General features: G+C 68.4%; 12 protein-coding genes. 8 read left to right on the plus strand and 4 right to left on the minus strand.

The genetic code is table 11. The features are described from left to right. Positions 1–6: 6 nt before the first annotated feature. Complete coding sequence (locus BTO20_RS02740; RefSeq protein ID WP_087073162.1) at positions 7–1,386, minus strand: PucR family transcriptional regulator; 1,380 nt, start codon at positions 1,384–1,386, stop codon at positions 7–9. A gap of 151 nt (positions 1,387–1,537) precedes the next feature. Here BTO20_RS02740 and BTO20_RS02745 point away from each other — a divergent pair, with 151 nt between their 5' ends. Beyond that, positions 1,538–2,842, plus strand: coding sequence for a flavin monoamine oxidase family protein (locus BTO20_RS02745; RefSeq protein WP_087073164.1), 1,305 nt, complete (start codon positions 1,538–1,540; stop codon positions 2,840–2,842). 69 nt (positions 2,843–2,911) lie between these two features. On the opposite strand, the gene BTO20_RS02750 is transcribed toward BTO20_RS02745, so the two are convergent. Both BTO20_RS02750 and BTO20_RS02755 read right to left on the minus strand, forming a co-directional pair. Continuing rightward, on the minus strand, positions 2,912–4,549 hold the full coding sequence (locus BTO20_RS02750; protein ID WP_087073167.1) for an amidohydrolase: 1,638 nt from the start codon (positions 4,547–4,549) through the stop codon (positions 2,912–2,914). Beyond that, a complete protein-coding gene (locus BTO20_RS02755) occupies positions 4,546–6,045 on the minus strand; it encodes an aminotransferase class I/II-fold pyridoxal phosphate-dependent enzyme (RefSeq protein ID WP_198344235.1) in 1,500 nt (499 codons plus the stop codon). Before BTO20_RS02755 ends, BTO20_RS02750 begins: the two co-directional genes overlap by 4 nt. Before the next feature lie 214 nt (positions 6,046–6,259). Here BTO20_RS02755 and BTO20_RS02760 point away from each other — a divergent pair, with 214 nt between their 5' ends. From BTO20_RS02760 to BTO20_RS02775, 4 genes are all read left to right on the plus strand, one after another. Next, complete coding sequence (locus tag BTO20_RS02760; protein WP_087073171.1) at positions 6,260–6,961, plus strand: TetR/AcrR family transcriptional regulator; 702 nt, start codon at positions 6,260–6,262, stop codon at positions 6,959–6,961. A 293-nt stretch (positions 6,962–7,254) separates the two neighbouring features. Next, positions 7,255–8,664 carry an amino acid permease gene (locus BTO20_RS02765; protein ID WP_198344448.1) on the plus strand — a complete coding sequence of 470 codons (1,410 nt, stop codon included), beginning with the start codon at positions 7,255–7,257 and terminating at the stop codon, positions 8,662–8,664. Further along, a complete protein-coding gene (locus BTO20_RS02770; protein WP_087073175.1) occupies positions 8,661–9,569 on the plus strand; it encodes a universal stress protein in 909 nt (302 codons plus the stop codon). Before BTO20_RS02765 ends, BTO20_RS02770 begins: the two co-directional genes overlap by 4 nt. Beyond that, a complete protein-coding gene (locus tag BTO20_RS02775; protein WP_087073177.1) occupies positions 9,569–11,044 on the plus strand; it encodes an aminotransferase class I/II-fold pyridoxal phosphate-dependent enzyme in 1,476 nt (491 codons plus the stop codon). The genes BTO20_RS02770 and BTO20_RS02775 overlap by 1 nt, the downstream gene beginning before the upstream one ends. Position 11,045: 1 nt before the next feature. On the opposite strand, the gene BTO20_RS02780 is transcribed toward BTO20_RS02775, so the two are convergent. Next, complete coding sequence (locus tag BTO20_RS02780) at positions 11,046–11,645, minus strand: TetR/AcrR family transcriptional regulator C-terminal domain-containing protein (protein WP_087073179.1); 600 nt, start codon at positions 11,643–11,645, stop codon at positions 11,046–11,048. A gap of 87 nt (positions 11,646–11,732) precedes the next feature. On the opposite strand from BTO20_RS02780, the gene BTO20_RS02785 reads away from it, so the two are divergent. Genes BTO20_RS02785 through BTO20_RS02795 form a run of 3 tightly spaced genes read left to right on the plus strand, consistent with a single transcriptional unit; the run spans position 11,733 to position 14,751 of the window. Beyond that, on the plus strand, positions 11,733–12,683 hold the full coding sequence (locus BTO20_RS02785; protein WP_087073182.1) for a PDR/VanB family oxidoreductase: 951 nt from the start codon (positions 11,733–11,735) through the stop codon (positions 12,681–12,683). A 1-nt stretch (position 12,684) separates the two neighbouring features. After that, the gene (locus BTO20_RS02790; protein WP_232491021.1) at positions 12,685–13,341 is read left to right on the plus strand and encodes an MSMEG_1061 family FMN-dependent PPOX-type flavoprotein; all 657 of its coding nucleotides are present in this window, start codon (positions 12,685–12,687) and stop codon (positions 13,339–13,341) included. A 48-nt stretch (positions 13,342–13,389) separates the two neighbouring features. Further along, positions 13,390–14,751 carry a WS/DGAT/MGAT family O-acyltransferase gene (locus BTO20_RS02795; RefSeq protein WP_087081531.1) on the plus strand — a complete coding sequence of 454 codons (1,362 nt, stop codon included), beginning with the start codon at positions 13,390–13,392 and terminating at the stop codon, positions 14,749–14,751. Positions 14,752–14,773 lie beyond the last annotated feature (22 nt).

Raw genomic sequence — 14,773 nt, forward strand, 5'->3', positions numbered from 1 at the left:
GCGCGGTCAGGCGCTCAGTGCGTTCCAGGCGGCCCGGGCAAGCCAGAGCTCCGAGAGGTCGGACACCCGGCGCACGCTGCGCCCGGTGAGCGCTTCGACCCGCCGCAGGCGGTAGGCGAGCGTCTGTCGGTGGATGCCGAGATCATCGGCCGTGGCCTGCCAGTTCAGATCGTGCTCGAGCAGGGCGAACAGCGACGACCGCAGGCTCTCCTGATCGTCCTCGGCGAGCGGGCCGAGCACGTCGGCGACCACCCGCATGCTCTCCGACCGCGACCGCGTCAGCAGCGCGACGCGCGCGCCGCGGAACGTGCTCCACGGCTCCTGCGCGCTGACCGCGTCGGACAACGCGGTGAGCGCCTCGTCGATCGCACCGGGCAGATCGGCGAACGTCGTCTGCTCGGTCGACGAGCCGCCCGGGTGTCCCAGCTCCTGCAGCGTCGTGCGCAGCCGGTCGAGGTCCGCGCCGCTGGCGATCGCGATGGTCGCGCCCTTCCAGCGCGTCAGCAGCGGACGCGCGCCGGCCAGGGCGACCGCGAGCGTCAGGCGTTCGTACCCGGCCTCGGGGGCGGCGACGACGCGGAACACGCCATCGGATGCGAGCCAGGCGCCGCCGTCGATGTCGTGCTTGCCGATGCCGCCGCTGAGCGCGAGCCGCAGCTGCGCCTCGCCGGCGGCGACCTGCGCGAGCGCCTGCTGCAGCAGCGCGTTGGCGTCGACCGTGAGGATCTGCTTGAGGTGGATGAGGGTCAGCGCGTCGAGAGTGCTGCCGGCCCCGACCACGAGGCGGGTGGGCCGCACGGTGCCGAGCGCGTGCGACCGCAGCCCGTCCTGCACCAGGGTCCCGTCGCCGATGACGGTCGCCCCGGTCTCGGAGTCGACGACGGCGACGTTTGCGTCGCACAGGTCGGTGACCCATCGGCCCGACCGCTTGGCGTCTGGATCTTGTTGTGCCGCAGCCTGATAGAGCCGCGAGAGGACGAGCACGCTCTTGGACTGCTCGCTCGCGTTCGCGGCCGCGACCGTGCGGGCGATGACAGCGAACGGCGTGGTGGGGCCCGTCGAGAGGATGGGGAAGCCGCAGGCGTCGGCCTCGTCGCGCATCGCCTGCGTGAGCGGGGGCGTGATGCCGTCCTCGCCGACGGTCATGCCGACGATCCCGGCCGCCGACGCGCGCTGGACGAACCGGCGCTGCCCCGCAGCATCCTCGGGCAGGCTCAGACCCACGGTCATGAGCAGCTCGCCCGGCCCGAGCCAGGCCCACGGATCGGCCATTTCGCTGGTCTGCGCCCAGCGCACCGGCTGGTCGAGGCCCGACGCGCCCGCGATGACGCTCGTATCGAGGATCGGGTCGGCGATCAGCGCGGCGAGGGTGAGAGTCGCGGCCATGTCGCCATTCTGGTACGTCGGAGCCTTATCCGCACTGATGATTCAACCCTTGAATTTATCAATGCGGACAGTATTCCTGGGCGTGCCCCGCGGTTACCGTCACAGGACGCGCCGGCGCAGCGGCCGAGCAACCAAGCAGAGAGGATTCGCCATGGGGAACGGAACGGATGCCGTGGATGTCATCGTCGTCGGAGCGGGCCTTGCGGGCCTCACGGCGGCTCGCGAGCTGGGACGCGCGGGCCTGACCGTCACGGTGCTCGAAGCCCGGGACCGGATCGGCGGCCGGCTCTACACCGACGACCGTCTCGGCGTGAAGCTCGAGCTGGGCGGCAACTGGATGCACTGGGTGCAGCCGCACGTGTGGTCGGAGGTCAACCGGTACGGGTTGCGCGCCGACCGTGGCCCCCGCTCCGAGGAGACGTACTGGTTCGCCAACGGCGAGGTGCAGCGCGGCGACCTCGCCGGTTTCATGAAGCTCATCGACCCCGGCATGCGGGCGCTGGTGGGGGAGAGCGGCAAGATCATCCCCCGGCCCGACCAGGTCGCGACGAGTGAGGCTTTCCGGGAAGCCGATACTCGCACGCTCGACGAAGCGCTCGACGCCCTGAACCTTCCCGATGCCGAGCGGCAGGCCAACGAGGCCGCGTGGGTCGGGCACTGCAACGGGCCGCTGGACCAGGTCGGCTTCGGCGCCGCGATCCGCTGGACCGCGGCCACGTCGGGGGCGTGGGAGGTCATGCACGAGGCGACCGCCATCTACCGCCTCGCCGACGGCAACGATCAGCTGGCCAAGGCCATCGCGGGGGACATCGCCGGCGACATCCGGCTGAGCACGCCCGTCACCCGCATCGAGCACGACGAGTCGGGCGCGACCGTGCACACGGCGTCCGGCGAGACGCTGCGCGCACGCCGTGTCGTGGTCACGCTGCCGCTCAACATCCTGCACAAGCTCGACATCGAGCCGCCGCTGTCGCCCGTCAAGCGGGCGATCAGCGAGCAGGGCACGGCCTCGCAGGGCGTCAAGCTGTGGATCCGGGTGAAGGGCCCGATCAAGCCGTTCTTCGCCTACTCGACCAAGGACCACCCGCTGTCGGTGGTGCGCACCGAGTTCGTGCGTGAGGAGGACGCCGTGCTCGTCGCGTTCGGCGCCGACGGGACACGCATCGATGTCACGAGCATCGAGGCCGTGCAACAGGCCCTCGGCGCATGGCGCGACGACCTCGAGGTGCTTGAGATCGCGGCGCACGACTGGAACAACGACGAGTACGCGGGTGAGACGTGGCTCATCCAGCGTCCCGGCCAATACGCCGAGGGGCAGGCCGAACTGCAGCGCCCCGAAGGCGCCGTGCACCTCGCGAGCAGCGATATCGCGAACCTGTGGGCGGGCTTCTTCGACGGGGCCATCGAGTCGGGCACCCGGGCCGCGCGTGAGGTCGCCGAGGCCTTGCGCGCGTAGCACGAGCCGCGAGTTCGACGAAAACGTCGTGCCCGTCGGGGATTTATGACGTTTTCGTCGAACTCGGCATCACCGGGAGCGGTCGAACACGATCTCGCCGCCCACGATCGTCAGGTCGATCTGCGCGTCGCGGATGGCCTCGGGCGGCCCGGCGAAGATGTTGTCCGAAACCACCGCGAAGTCGGCGTACTTGCCCGGCGTGATCGACCCGCGGTTGTCCTCGCAGAAGTTCGCGTAGGCGCTGCCCATGGTGTAGGCGTACACCGCCTCGTCCAGGGTGATGCCCTGCTCGGGCACCCAGGCCGGGGTGTCGCCGCGGCCCCGCCGCGTCACCGCGGTGTAGAGGTGCGACAGCGGATCCATCTCGGCGACGGTCCAGTCGCTGGAGAACGCCAGCACCGCGCCGGCCTGCTGCAGGCTGCGGAACGCCCAGGCGTGCTCGGAACGTTCCGGCCCGATGGCCTCCGCCCAGTCCTTGCCCGGCCCGGCGACGTCCGGGGCGCCGTGACGGGGCTGCATGCAGGCCACCACCCCCAGCTCGGCGAACCGGGCCACGTCGTCGGGATGCAGGCATTCGACGTGCACGATCTGATGCCGCGCGTCGCGGGCGCCGTTGGCGGCGCGGGCCGCCGCGACCCCGTCGAGCACTGTGCGGATGCCGCGGTCACCGGTCGCGTGCACGAAGGCCTGGAAGCCCGCCGCGTCCAGGCCGGTCAGCACCTCGGCGAACTCCGTCGGCTCGTAATAGGTGGCCCCGCGGTTGCCCGGCTCGTTGTAGTAGGGCTCCAGCAGGGCGGCGGTGTGCGGTTCGACGACGTCGTCGATGTAGAGCTTGAGCGGCCCGAGCCGGAACTGGTCGTCCTGATACTGCGTGATCGCCGCGGCGAAGTCGGCGAGGTCCGACGCCGGGGTGCCGCGCGGATGGAACAGCCCGGCGATCACCCGTGACTTCAACCGTCCTTCGGTGCGGGCCCGGGTGAACAGGCCGATGTCGTCGAGCGAGTTCTGCGGTTCGACGACGGTCGTCAGCCCGTTGGCGATGGCCATGTCGAGGCTCGACAGCAGCCGCCCGTAGCGGCGGTCCTCCGAAGCCCACGGTAGGAAGTCGGCCATCGCGCGCTGGCCGTCGCGGGCCAGCCCCTTGACCGCGAAGTTGGTGAGGAATCCGGTGGGTTCGCCCGTGACCGGGTCGAGCTTCGCGGTGCCGAACGGCAGTTCGGTGTGATCCCGCGTGATGCCGAGGAACCGCAGCGCCGCGGTGTTGAGCCAGACCGTGTGCACGTCGTAGGTCAGCACGAACGCGGGCTTGTCGCCGGTGATGGCGTCGAGGTCGGCGGCGGTGGGCATCTGGCCGGCCGGGAACGCGCTGTAGTCCAGGCTTTCTCCCTCGATCCACGACGCATCGGGATTGGCGGCGATCCACGCGGTCAGCCGGCGGTAGACCTCGTCGAGCGTGGCGGCACCGGCCAACTGGGCGCTGGCGACGTCCGAGCCGAGCCGCAGGTGGTTGTGCGCGTCGACGAATCCCGGCAGTAGCAGCCGGCCGCCGAGGTCGACGATCTGGGTGGCTGGGCCGGCCAGGGCCGAGATGGTGGCGTCGTCGCCGACCGCGGTGATGCGGTCACCGGTGACGGCGACGGCCGAGGCGGTCGGCCGGTCGGGGTCGACGGTGTGGATGACCGCATTGCGGTAGATGACGTCGGTCATGGTTCCTTCCAGTTCTGTTGGGCGTGCTCGTCGGCGACCACGCGGAAGCCGGTCACCGCGCGGTCGACGGCGCCGCGAACGTAGCCGCCATGAGCGGTCGTGCCGCGGAAGAAGTCGATGAGCTCGGAGGTGATCACCTCGCCCGGCAGCACGTTGGGGATGCCCGGCGGGTAGGCGGCGAGCGTGTCTGCGCTGACGCGTCCCACGGCGGCGTCGACTCCGACCACCTCGACGGGCGAGAAGAACGCCTGGCGCACAGTCATCCGGCTTTCGCCGGGCGGCGGAACCTTCAACGTGGAGTGGTCCTCGCCGCCGCCGTTCTCCTCCGGCAGTGCGTGCAGCGCGTTGACGATGCGGTCCACGTCCGGCGCGGACCCGGCGCCGATCACCATCACGATTGCCGCGCCGGTCGCCACCTCGACGTGGATCTTGTGCTCATTGATCAACACCTTGCTGGCCCGGACGCCGCTGATGCCGCCCGCCGAGGTGTCGATGGCCACCCGCAGCGGATCGACCGCCACCACGTCGGGGAACTTCAGGAAGTCGTCACTGGCGATCCGGAACCGGCCGTGGGCCCGGACCCGGGCGCGGATCTCGTCGGCGACCGCGATCGAGTCGCCGATGCGGGCCTGCCCGGTGGCCAATTGGCGGCGGGCCAGGTCGAGGGAGGCCAGCAGGATGCCGCTGGTCGACGTCGACTGCACAGTGTGCAGGCCGCGGACCACCATGGGCTCCAACTGCTCGGCGAACGGCCCGGCGCCCAGGTGCAGCATCGCCGATTGCGTGAGGCTGCCGCCGAGCTTGTGGGTGCTGGAACACACCAGGTCGGCGCCCTTGGAGAGGGCATTGGCCGGCAGCGCCGGGTGGAAGCCGAAGTGCGCGCCCCAGGCCTCGTCGACGATGAGCGGGACGCCGTGGTCGTGCGCGACCTCGGCCAGCGCGGCGACGTCACTGACCGAGCCGAAGTAGCTGGGTGTGATGAGATGCGCAGCGGCGGCGTCGGGATTCGCGTCGAGCGCGGCGGACAGGTCGGCGGCCGTGACGCCGTGCGCGATGCCGAGGTGGTCGTCGACCGACGGGTGGACGAAGGCCGAGCGCAGGCCCGCCAGCACCAGGGCGTCGACCACGCTGGAATGCACGCTGCGCTGCACCACCAGGGTCCGGCCGAGCTGGCGTGCGCACATCACCGCGAGGTGGTTGGCCTGGGACCCGCCATTGGTCAGAAACCAGGTCCTGGCGGCGCCCCAGGCGTCGGCGGCCAGCCGCTGGGCCTGTGTGATGGGGGTGGGGTCCGGCGTGATGTCGACGCCTTCGATCAGCGGCGGCACGTCGAGTTCGAGAACCCGGTCGCCGAACCACTCCGCGAGCAGCGGGTGGCGCTTCGGTTCGCCCATGTGGCCGGGCACGTGCACCCGCACCCAGTCGCCCTCGCCGTAGGCGCGCATCGCGTCGGCGTACGGAGCGTGATCGTGGTCGATCGGTTCGGTGGAGCTCAACGGCCCTCCCATCACCTGGGCCCGGGTATTCGCCGGGCTTGACGAGTCTGGCAAAAGTCACCGGCCGGAGGACGCTTTAGCGTCCAATAAGTCCGTGCCACTTTATGTTTCGGGGTTCGGGGCACCCGGCGGTGACGAGTGACGCATGGGCGCTCCCTGAGGTGCCATGGCGCAAACTCTTGTTAATAATTTCGACATATTATAGCGTCATCCCATGTCAGAAGCATTTCGCCCCTCGCAGTCGGCGTCGACGGCTCGGTTTCGGGCGTCCAACCCCGAACACATGGACGCCCGCCGCGCGGCCATCGTCGCCGCGACTGCGCGGGTGATCGTGACCAACGGGGTGGATTCCACCCGGTTGGCTGACGTGGCCGAGGAGGCCGGCGTCTCCGTCGGACTGATCCAGCACTACTTCCGCACCAAGGACCGCCTGGTGCTGGAAACCTTCCGCGCGTCCGCCGAGCAGAGCCGGGACGGCTGGCGCCGCTGCGTCACCGAGGACGACGAGCCACTGGTCCGCATCGCGCGGCTGGCGCGGTTCATCGTCACCGACGAGGATTTCGACATGGCCTGGGGGCTGTGGGTCGAGTTCTATGCGGCCAGCACGCGAAATCGCGAGTTACGCAAGCACATTCACCGCATCATGAACCTCTGGCGGACATTGTTCACCGAGTGCATCAACGACGGGATCGCGCGCGGGGTGCTGCAGTCGAACGGCAATGTCGACGACGCCGTCACCCGGATCGTCGCTCTCACCGACGGTTTGGCCATCCAGACGCTGCTCGGGCTCTACGAGATGACGGTCCCGATGATGGAATCGATGATCCTCGATGCCATCGCCGACCTGTTCAGTGTCGACCGGGCCGCCCTGGCCAAAGCCTCGCAATCGATGGCGAATCCGCCGCTGCCGGCCTGATCATCACCCGCGCCAAGCCATTTGGCGAGCGCCAGGCGGGTATAGTCACCGCCAACTCCTCGGCCGGCGATGCCGGCTCGACGCCACGACGTGGGCACCGATTCCGACAATATCGCACCACTGTTGCATAACGGCCGTCCAGTGAACAGCGCAGTCGTAGCCTGACCGCCGGGACGCTTGCTCACCCAGCCGGCGGCCGACCACGTAGCAGCAGCTAGTCAGACAACGGCGTCTACTGAGGAGGACTCGTGGCATCTCTCACAGAGCAGGCCCTGCGCCGCAAACCGGTGGGCATGATCAACGCCGAAACGGGTGCTGACACCGGAAAGAGCGAGCTCAAGCGAAGTATCGGGCTATGGGGCCTGTCGGCCATCGGCATCGGCGGCACCATCGGCACCGGCATCTTCTTCATCCTCAGCCAGGCGGTGCCCATCGCAGGCCCCGCCGTGCTGTGGTCGTTCGTGCTGTCCGCGGTCGTCGCCGGCCTGACCGCCGTGTGCTACGCCGAACTGGCGGGCGCCGTCCCGGTGGCCGGCTCGTCGTACTCGTATGCGTATACGACGCTCGGCGAAGTGGTGGCCCTCGGCGTCGGCGCGTGTCTGTTGCTGGAATGGGGTGTGGCCGGTGCGGCCACCGCCGTCGGCTGGTCGCAGTACGTCAACCAGTTCCTGCTCAACGTCTTCCACTTCCAACTGCCCGCGGCGCTGTCCAACGCCCCCGAGGAGGGCGGCATCTGCAACGTACCCGCCATCATCCTCATCCTGATGTGTGCGGTGCTCCTGATCCGCGGCGTCAGCGAGTCGGCCAAGACCAACGCGATCATGGTCGCGATCAAGCTCGCCGTGCTGGTGATGTTCGTCCTGATCGGCATCCAGGGCTTCAACACGGACAACATGCAACCGTTCGCACCGCACGGCATCGGCGGCGTCACCACGGCGGCGAGCATCATCTTCTTCACCTTCGTGGGCCTCGACGGCGTGGCCGCCGCGGGTGAGGAGGCCAAGAACCCGCATCGCAACCTCCCGTTGGCGATCATGATCTCGCTGATCACCGTGACGGTCATGTACGTGTTGGTGGCCCTGGTCGCGCTCGGCGCCCAGCCGTCGGGCGAATTCGACGGTCAGGAAGCCGGACTGGCGAAAATCCTGGAGAACGTCACCGGACAGTCGTGGCCGGGCACCGTACTGGCCGCAGGCGCCATCATCTCGATCTTCAGCGTGACGCTGGTGTCGGTATACGGGCAGACCCGCATCCTGTTCGCGATGTCGCGTGACGGCATGATCCCGCCGATCTTCCACAGGGTGAACCCGCGGACCCTCACCCCCGTTCCCAACACCATCATCGTGGCGGTCGTCATCGCGATCCTCGCGGGCTTCATCCCCATCAACTTCCTCGCAGAGATGACCAGCGTCGGCACCCTGGCCGCCTTCGTGACGGTGTCCATCGGCGTCATCGTGCTGCGCCGCCGCGCGCCGGAACTGCCCCGCACGTTCAAGGTGCCGCTGTATCCGATCACGCCGATCCTGTCGGTCCTCGGTGCGTTGTGGATCATCGCGAGCCTGCGGACCGTGACCATCTACGTATTCGTGATCTGGGTGGGTCTGGCATTGGTGTGGTACTTCGTCTACGCCCGCAGTCACTCACATCTGGGCAGACACGAGCACGTCGGGCTGGACGCGACGAAGGAGGAGCCCCAGCCATGACCATCCTCGTCGGGTATCCGCTCAAGCGGCGGGCCAAGGCGGTGCTCAGCCTGGCGGGCATGCTGTCGCGAACCAGCGGCGAGGATGTGCTGGTGTGCGTGGTCATCCCGGCACCGTGGACGCCGGGCTTGTCCCGGGCCGACCAGGGGTACCGCGCCTACATCGACGAACTGGTCGACACCGCCGTCGCCCAGGCCCGCGAGGACCTGGACGCCGACGTGGCAGCGCAATTCGTCACGGTCCACGCGAAGTCGGCGTCCGCCGGCTTGTTGGAGGCCGCCTCGCAGCACCAGGCCAGCGTGATCGTCACCGGATCATCGGATTCGGGTCAGTTCGGGTACATCTCGTTGAGCAGTGTGGCCGACCGGCTGCTGCACAGCTCGCACCTGCCGGTCGCGGTGGCTCCCCGTGGGTTCCGGTCCTCCGGCAAGAAGATCAGCCGGATCACGCTGGCCTTCACCGGTGGTGAACAAAGTTCCTTGCTGCTGGTCTCAGCGCGCGCGATGGCAGCGGAGTACGGGTGCCAATTGCGGCTGGCATCCTTCGCCGTTCACCTCTCGCCCCCCGAGACGGCGCGCTTCCGCGACGAGCACGGCGCGGTGCTGGCGGAGTGGACCGAAGACATCTACGCCGCCGCCGAGAAGGCGCTGTCATCGGGCGGCGGGCCGCAGGCTTCCCGGCCGGAAATCGTGCTCGGGCACGGACGCGATTGGGACGAGGCCTTCGAGAGCATCGAATGGGAGCCCGGCGAAGTGCTGGTGATCGGGTCGAGTGAAACGGGTCCCGTCGCACGGGTCTTCATCGGATCGCGGGCCACCAAGATCGTCCGGCACGCCCCGGTCCCGGTCATCGTGGTGCCGCGGGAGGCGGCCGAGGAGTTCGCCGAAGCGAAGGGTGGGACCTGATGGGCGCCGCTGAGCAGCCGAACGCGCCGTATCTCGACGCGGTGCTGGCGTATTCGTTCCGCGGCGCGGCCCGCTATCACACGCCGGGTCACAAGGGCGGTCCCGGCGCGGATCCCGCGCTGGTCAAGGCGATCGGCATCGACGCCCTCGCTTCGGATGTGCCACTGGGGCTCTGGGGTGTGGACATCGGGCCGCAGCCGTCACCGTACGTCGAGGCCGAGCGGCTCGCGGCGGAGGCGTTCGGTGCGGCGCGGTCGTTCTTCCTCACCAACGGCGCGACGCAGGGCAACCACACGCTGTGCCTGGCGCTGGCGCCGCTGGGCACTCGTATTGTGGCGCAACGCAATTCACACGCCTCGATCGTCGACGGGCTGGTGCTCTCCGGCGGCATCCCCAGCTTCGTGGCGCCCGAGTACGACGACGTGTTGGGCGTCGCGCATTGCGTGACACCGGAGTCCCTGGCCGCGGCGCTGGACAACGCGCCTGACGCCAGAGCCGCGTTCATCGTGTCGCCCACCTATTTCGGCATGGCCGCCGACATCGTGGGTCTGGCGAAGGCGGCGCACTCGCGCGGTGTGCCGTTGATCGTCGACCAGTCGTGGGGCCCGCATTTCGGCTTCCATGACGCGCTGCCGCCGACGGCGTTGTCGCAGGGCGCCGACGCCATGCTGACCAGCACGCACAAGATTGCCGGCGCGCTGACCCAGGCCGCCATGCTGCACATCGCCGACACCGGACGGGTCGACATCGGCGCGGTCGCCCGGGCGCTGCGGTTGCTGCGGTCCACCAGTCCGTCGTCGTTGTTGATGGCCTCGCTCGACGCGGCACGACGCCAACTGGTCATGCACGGTGAGCAGCTGCTGAGCGAAACGCTGGTGGCCATCAGGCTGGCCAGCGAGAAGCTCAAGAGCATCGACGGGATCGACCTGGTCGACGAGTCGATGGTCGGCCGGATGGGCGTGACGGGCTATGACCCGCTGCGCATCGTGCTCGACGTGCGGCACACCGGCCGTACCGGTTACGAGATCGCCGACGCCTTGCGGCAGAGCTACGACGTGCATGTCGAGCTGCCGCTGCACGCCACCATCGTGCTGGTGATCGGCCTCGGCGAATCCACCGCGAACCTGCTGCGGGTGGCAGGCGATGTCGAAGAGGTGGTCAAGCGGCTCAAGGTGCCGGGCGACACCCCGTTGATCGTGCCGCCTGCCGCGTCGCTGGGCTACGAGGTGGCGATCCCGCCGCGCGAGGCGTTCCTCGGCGAGGCCGAGCAGGTGGCGGTGGAGGACGCCGCAGGACGGATCTCCTGCGAGTCGATCGCCAGTTACCCGCCGGGTATTCCGGCGCTGCTGCCGGGCGAGCGGATCGACGCGGACATCATCACCTATCTGCGCGAGATCGCCGACGGTGGCGGAAAGCTGCACGGCGCAAGCGATCCCACGTTCCACACGATCAACGTGCTGGCGAAGGAGCCGTAGCTCACCGCCCGAGCAGGTTGGCGATCAGCAGGTCGAGCCCGAAGTCGAAGCGCTGGTCGAAGTCTCCTGGGCCGAAGAACTCGGCGACTTGCGCCAGTGCGGGATAGCGGTCTGGGCTTACCGCGTCGGCGAGGCGTACCGGCCGGTCCAGCGCATGATATGCCTGCTGTTCCTGGGTAATACCCATCGTGTAGTACGCGATGGCCCAGGCCGACCATGCGGCGTTGCACGGCTGGATGCCGCCGGCGAGCAGAGTCGAGACGAATGCCTCGCCCAATTCGAGTGTGCGGGGCTCGACCGGGAACGTTCCGGCGACCACGCGGGCGCCGTCGCGGTGCGCGAGCATCGCCGTGCGGTAGCGGTGTGCCAGCTCGCGCAACCGGTCCTGCCACTGCTGCGGAAGTGGTTCGTCGGCGCAGCCTGCGAGCATCAGATCGGCCATGGCCGCCAGTAGGGCGGGCTTGCTCGCTGCATGCCAGTACACGGTATTGAGCTGCACGCCAAGGTGATTGGCTACCTTTCGCATGGTCAGCGCATCGAGCCCGATGTCGTCGAGCACCGCAAGGCCTGCCGCGACCACCTGTTCCCGGTCCAGTCCCACGCCGCTGCTCCTCGAAACCTGACGTCTTGATCGTTGATCAAGTGTAGTGGATAGTGGGTCTTGATCCTTGTTCAAGAGAGGTGGGCTATGGGTGTGGGAGTGGCCGATCAACCAGCGGTCGTCAGACAGCTGCGGCTCGAGGCCGACGGCGTCGTGTCGGTGTCGCTGACCCGACCGGACGGATTGCCGTGGCCGGCGTGGGCGCCGGGCGCACACGTCGATATCGTGCTGCCCACGGGCATCACCCGGCAGTACTCGTTGTGCGGGTCGCCCGACGACCGCGACACCTACCGCATCGCGGTACGGCGCCAGGTCCGCAGCCGCGGCGGTTCGGAATACGTCCACGCATTTCTCCGCCCCGGTCAGAATCTCGCAATTCGAGGTCCCCGCAACAACTTTCCGCTCCGAGAGCACGACCGCTACCTCTTCATCGCCGGGGGCATCGGTATCACCCCGATCCTGGCGATGGTGCGGGAGACCGCCGAGCGAGGCAAGCCGTGGCGACTGCTCTACGCGGGGTCGAGTGCGGCCGGGATGGCGTTCACGGGCGAGCTGGCGGAGCTCGGTGGCGTAGTCGAGTGCTATGTGAGTGATCGGTGCGGCCGCATTCCGCTGGATGATCTGCTGTCGGAACCGCGGGTGGGCACCGGCGTGTACGCGTGCGGACCCGAAACACTCTTGACCGCCATCGCCGAGCGCATGACGCACTGGCCGCCCGGCGCGCTGCACATCGAACGGTTCGCATCGCGACCGAAGCCGACGCGTCCCGACACCGAATTCGACGTCCGTTGTGCCCGTTCGGCCAAGACCGTCACAGTGCCGCCGGGGCAAAGCATCCTCGACGCGCTCGTCGGCGCGGGTGTGCCGGTCACGGCATCGTGTCGCGAGGGACTGTGCGGCACATGTGAGACCGCGGTGCTCGACGGAACGCCCGACCACCGCGACGACATCCTCGACGAGCGGGAACGCGCCGCCAATGACCGCATGTTCATCTGCGTGTCCCGTGCTGTCGGGCCCCGGCTGGAATTGGACATCTGACGTGGATCACACCGCAGCTGACGGCTACCAGCCCATCGATCTGTCCCGCATCCGCGAAATCATCGGCTACCCACCGAAATTCATCGAGGAGAAGAAGACCTCGAGCCTCGGCGAGTTCGCCCGGCGGTTCATCGCACACAGCACCTTCTACGTCGTCGCGACAGTCAACGACGCCGGGCAGGTCGATGCGAGCCCGAAGGGCGACCCGCCCGGTTCGGTCAAGATTCTCGACTCGCGGACCCTGGCGATTCCCGACCGGCCGGGCAACAAGGCCATCGACACGTTCCGAAACCTGGTCGAGCGCCCTGGCATCGGAGTGCTGTTCCTGGTTCCGGGCGTCCGCGAGGTGCTGCGGGTCAACGGTGATGCTTTCGTCACCGACGATCCCGATCTGCTCGAGATGCTCGCGGCCGACGGCAAGCCCGCGGTGCTCGCCACGATCGTCCGTGTCCAGGAAGTGTTCTACCAATGCGGCAAGGCGCTGATCCGCTCGCGCATGTGGAACCCCGATCCAGGGCTGGCCGATGCACTCCTGGGCGGTGCAAACTTCTACTGCGCGATCGGCGCCGAGATGGGTGAGATGGCCACCGCCATGGGAATCGACGTGAGCGGGCTCATCGACATCACAAACGAGCACTACGAGACGACGTTGTACTGACGCTCCGGTTTTCCCTTGCCGGTGCGCGCCGAAGCGTTCAATGGGCACATGGAGTTGATGTCGCCGACCGATTCGATGTTTCTCATCGCCGAGACGCGGGAGCACCCGTTCCATGTCGGTGGTCTGGCGCTCTATGAGCCACCGGCCGGCGCGAGCTCCGAATTTGTCCGCGAGCTGTACGAGGAGATGGTCGCGCACACCGACTTTCAGCCTGTGTTCCGCAAACACCCGGCCACCATCCTCGGCGGCATCGCCAACGTCGGCTGGACCTACGACAACGACGTCGACCTCGACTACCACCTGCGCCGCTCGGCGCTGCCGTCGCCGGGCCGGGTGCGTGACCTGCTCGAACTGACTTCGCGGCTGCACAGCGGCCTGCTGGATCGGCATCGTCCGCTGTGGGAGGCCCATTTGATCGAGGGGCTCGCCGACGGCCGGTTCGCGGTGTACACCAAGCTGCACCACTCGTTGATCGACGGTGTGTCGGCACTCAAGCTGATCATGCGCACGCTGTCGGAGGATCCGCACGACACCGAGGTGCGGGTGCCGTGGGACCTGCCGCGCAAGAAGCGCGAGCGCCAGCACCAGAGCCCGTCGCTGCTGCGCACCGTGACCGATGCGGCAGGCGCCGCCGTCGGGATCGCGCCGTCGACGGTGAAACTGGCGCGTGCCGCGTTGCTCGAACAGCAGCTCACGTTGCCGTTCGCCGCGCCGAAGACGATGTTCAACGTCAAGATCGGCGGTGCGCGCCGGGTGGCCGCGCAGTCGTGGCCGCTGGAGCGGTTCAAGCGGGTCAAGGAGGCCAGTGGCGTCACCGTCAACGACGTGGTGCTCGGCATGTGCGCCGGTGCGCTGCGGGCGTATCTGCTTGAGCAGGGCGCACTGCCGGACCGGCCGTTGATCGCGATGGTCCCGGTCAGCCTGCGCTCGGAAAACGAGGCCGATGCCGGTGGCAACCTGGTCGGGTCCATCCTGTGCAACCTCGCCACCGATCGCGACAATCCCGCCGAGCGGCTCACCATCATCAGCGAGTCGATGCGCGGCAACAAGCAGATCTTCTCCGAACTGCCCCGGGTGCAGGCATTGGCGTTGTCCGCGTTGATGATCGCGCCGCTCGGCCTGGCCGCGGTACCGGGCTTTGTCAAGGCCACCGCCCCGCCGTTCAACCTCGTCATCTCCAACGTCCCGGGGCCGCGGCATCCGCTGTACTGGAAGGGGGCCCGGCTCGACGGCAACTATCCGCTGTCCATCGCGCTGGACGGCCAGGCCATGAACATCACCCTGGCCAACAACGGCGACAATCTGGACTTCGGTCTGGTCGGCTGCCGGCGCAGTGTGCCGCATCTGCAGCGGATGCTCAGTCATCTGGAGGACTCGCTCAAGGCTCTCGAGGTCGCCACCGGCGTGTGACACCAAAAACGCGTATTGGGTA

It is taken from the genome of Mycobacterium dioxanotrophicus (genome assembly GCF_002157835.1).
Classification (GTDB): domain Bacteria; phylum Actinomycetota; class Actinomycetes; order Mycobacteriales; family Mycobacteriaceae; genus Mycobacterium; species Mycobacterium dioxanotrophicus.

What these genes read in the sequence shown, in the direction of transcription:
- BTO20_RS02760 (WP_087073171.1), top strand. Translation starts at nt 6,260, where the DNA reads ATGTCAGAAGCATTTCGCCCCTCGCAGTCGGCGTCGACGGCTCGGTTT.
- BTO20_RS02765 (WP_198344448.1), top strand. Translation starts at nt 7,255, where the DNA reads ATGATCAACGCCGAAACGGGTGCTGACACCGGAAAGAGCGAGCTCAAG.
- BTO20_RS02745 (WP_087073164.1), top strand. Translation starts at nt 1,538, where the DNA reads ATGGGGAACGGAACGGATGCCGTGGATGTCATCGTCGTCGGAGCGGGC.
- BTO20_RS02750 (WP_087073167.1), bottom strand. Translation starts at nt 4,549, where the DNA reads ATGACCGACGTCATCTACCGCAATGCGGTCATCCACACCGTCGACCCC.
- BTO20_RS02770 (WP_087073175.1), top strand. Translation starts at nt 8,661, where the DNA reads ATGACCATCCTCGTCGGGTATCCGCTCAAGCGGCGGGCCAAGGCGGTG.
- BTO20_RS02740 (WP_087073162.1), bottom strand. Translation starts at nt 1,386, where the DNA reads ATGGCCGCGACTCTCACCCTCGCCGCGCTGATCGCCGACCCGATCCTC.
- BTO20_RS02795 (WP_087081531.1), top strand. Translation starts at nt 13,390, where the DNA reads ATGGAGTTGATGTCGCCGACCGATTCGATGTTTCTCATCGCCGAGACG.
- BTO20_RS02775 (WP_087073177.1), top strand. Translation starts at nt 9,569, where the DNA reads ATGGGCGCCGCTGAGCAGCCGAACGCGCCGTATCTCGACGCGGTGCTG.
- BTO20_RS02785 (WP_087073182.1), top strand. Translation starts at nt 11,733, where the DNA reads ATGGGTGTGGGAGTGGCCGATCAACCAGCGGTCGTCAGACAGCTGCGG.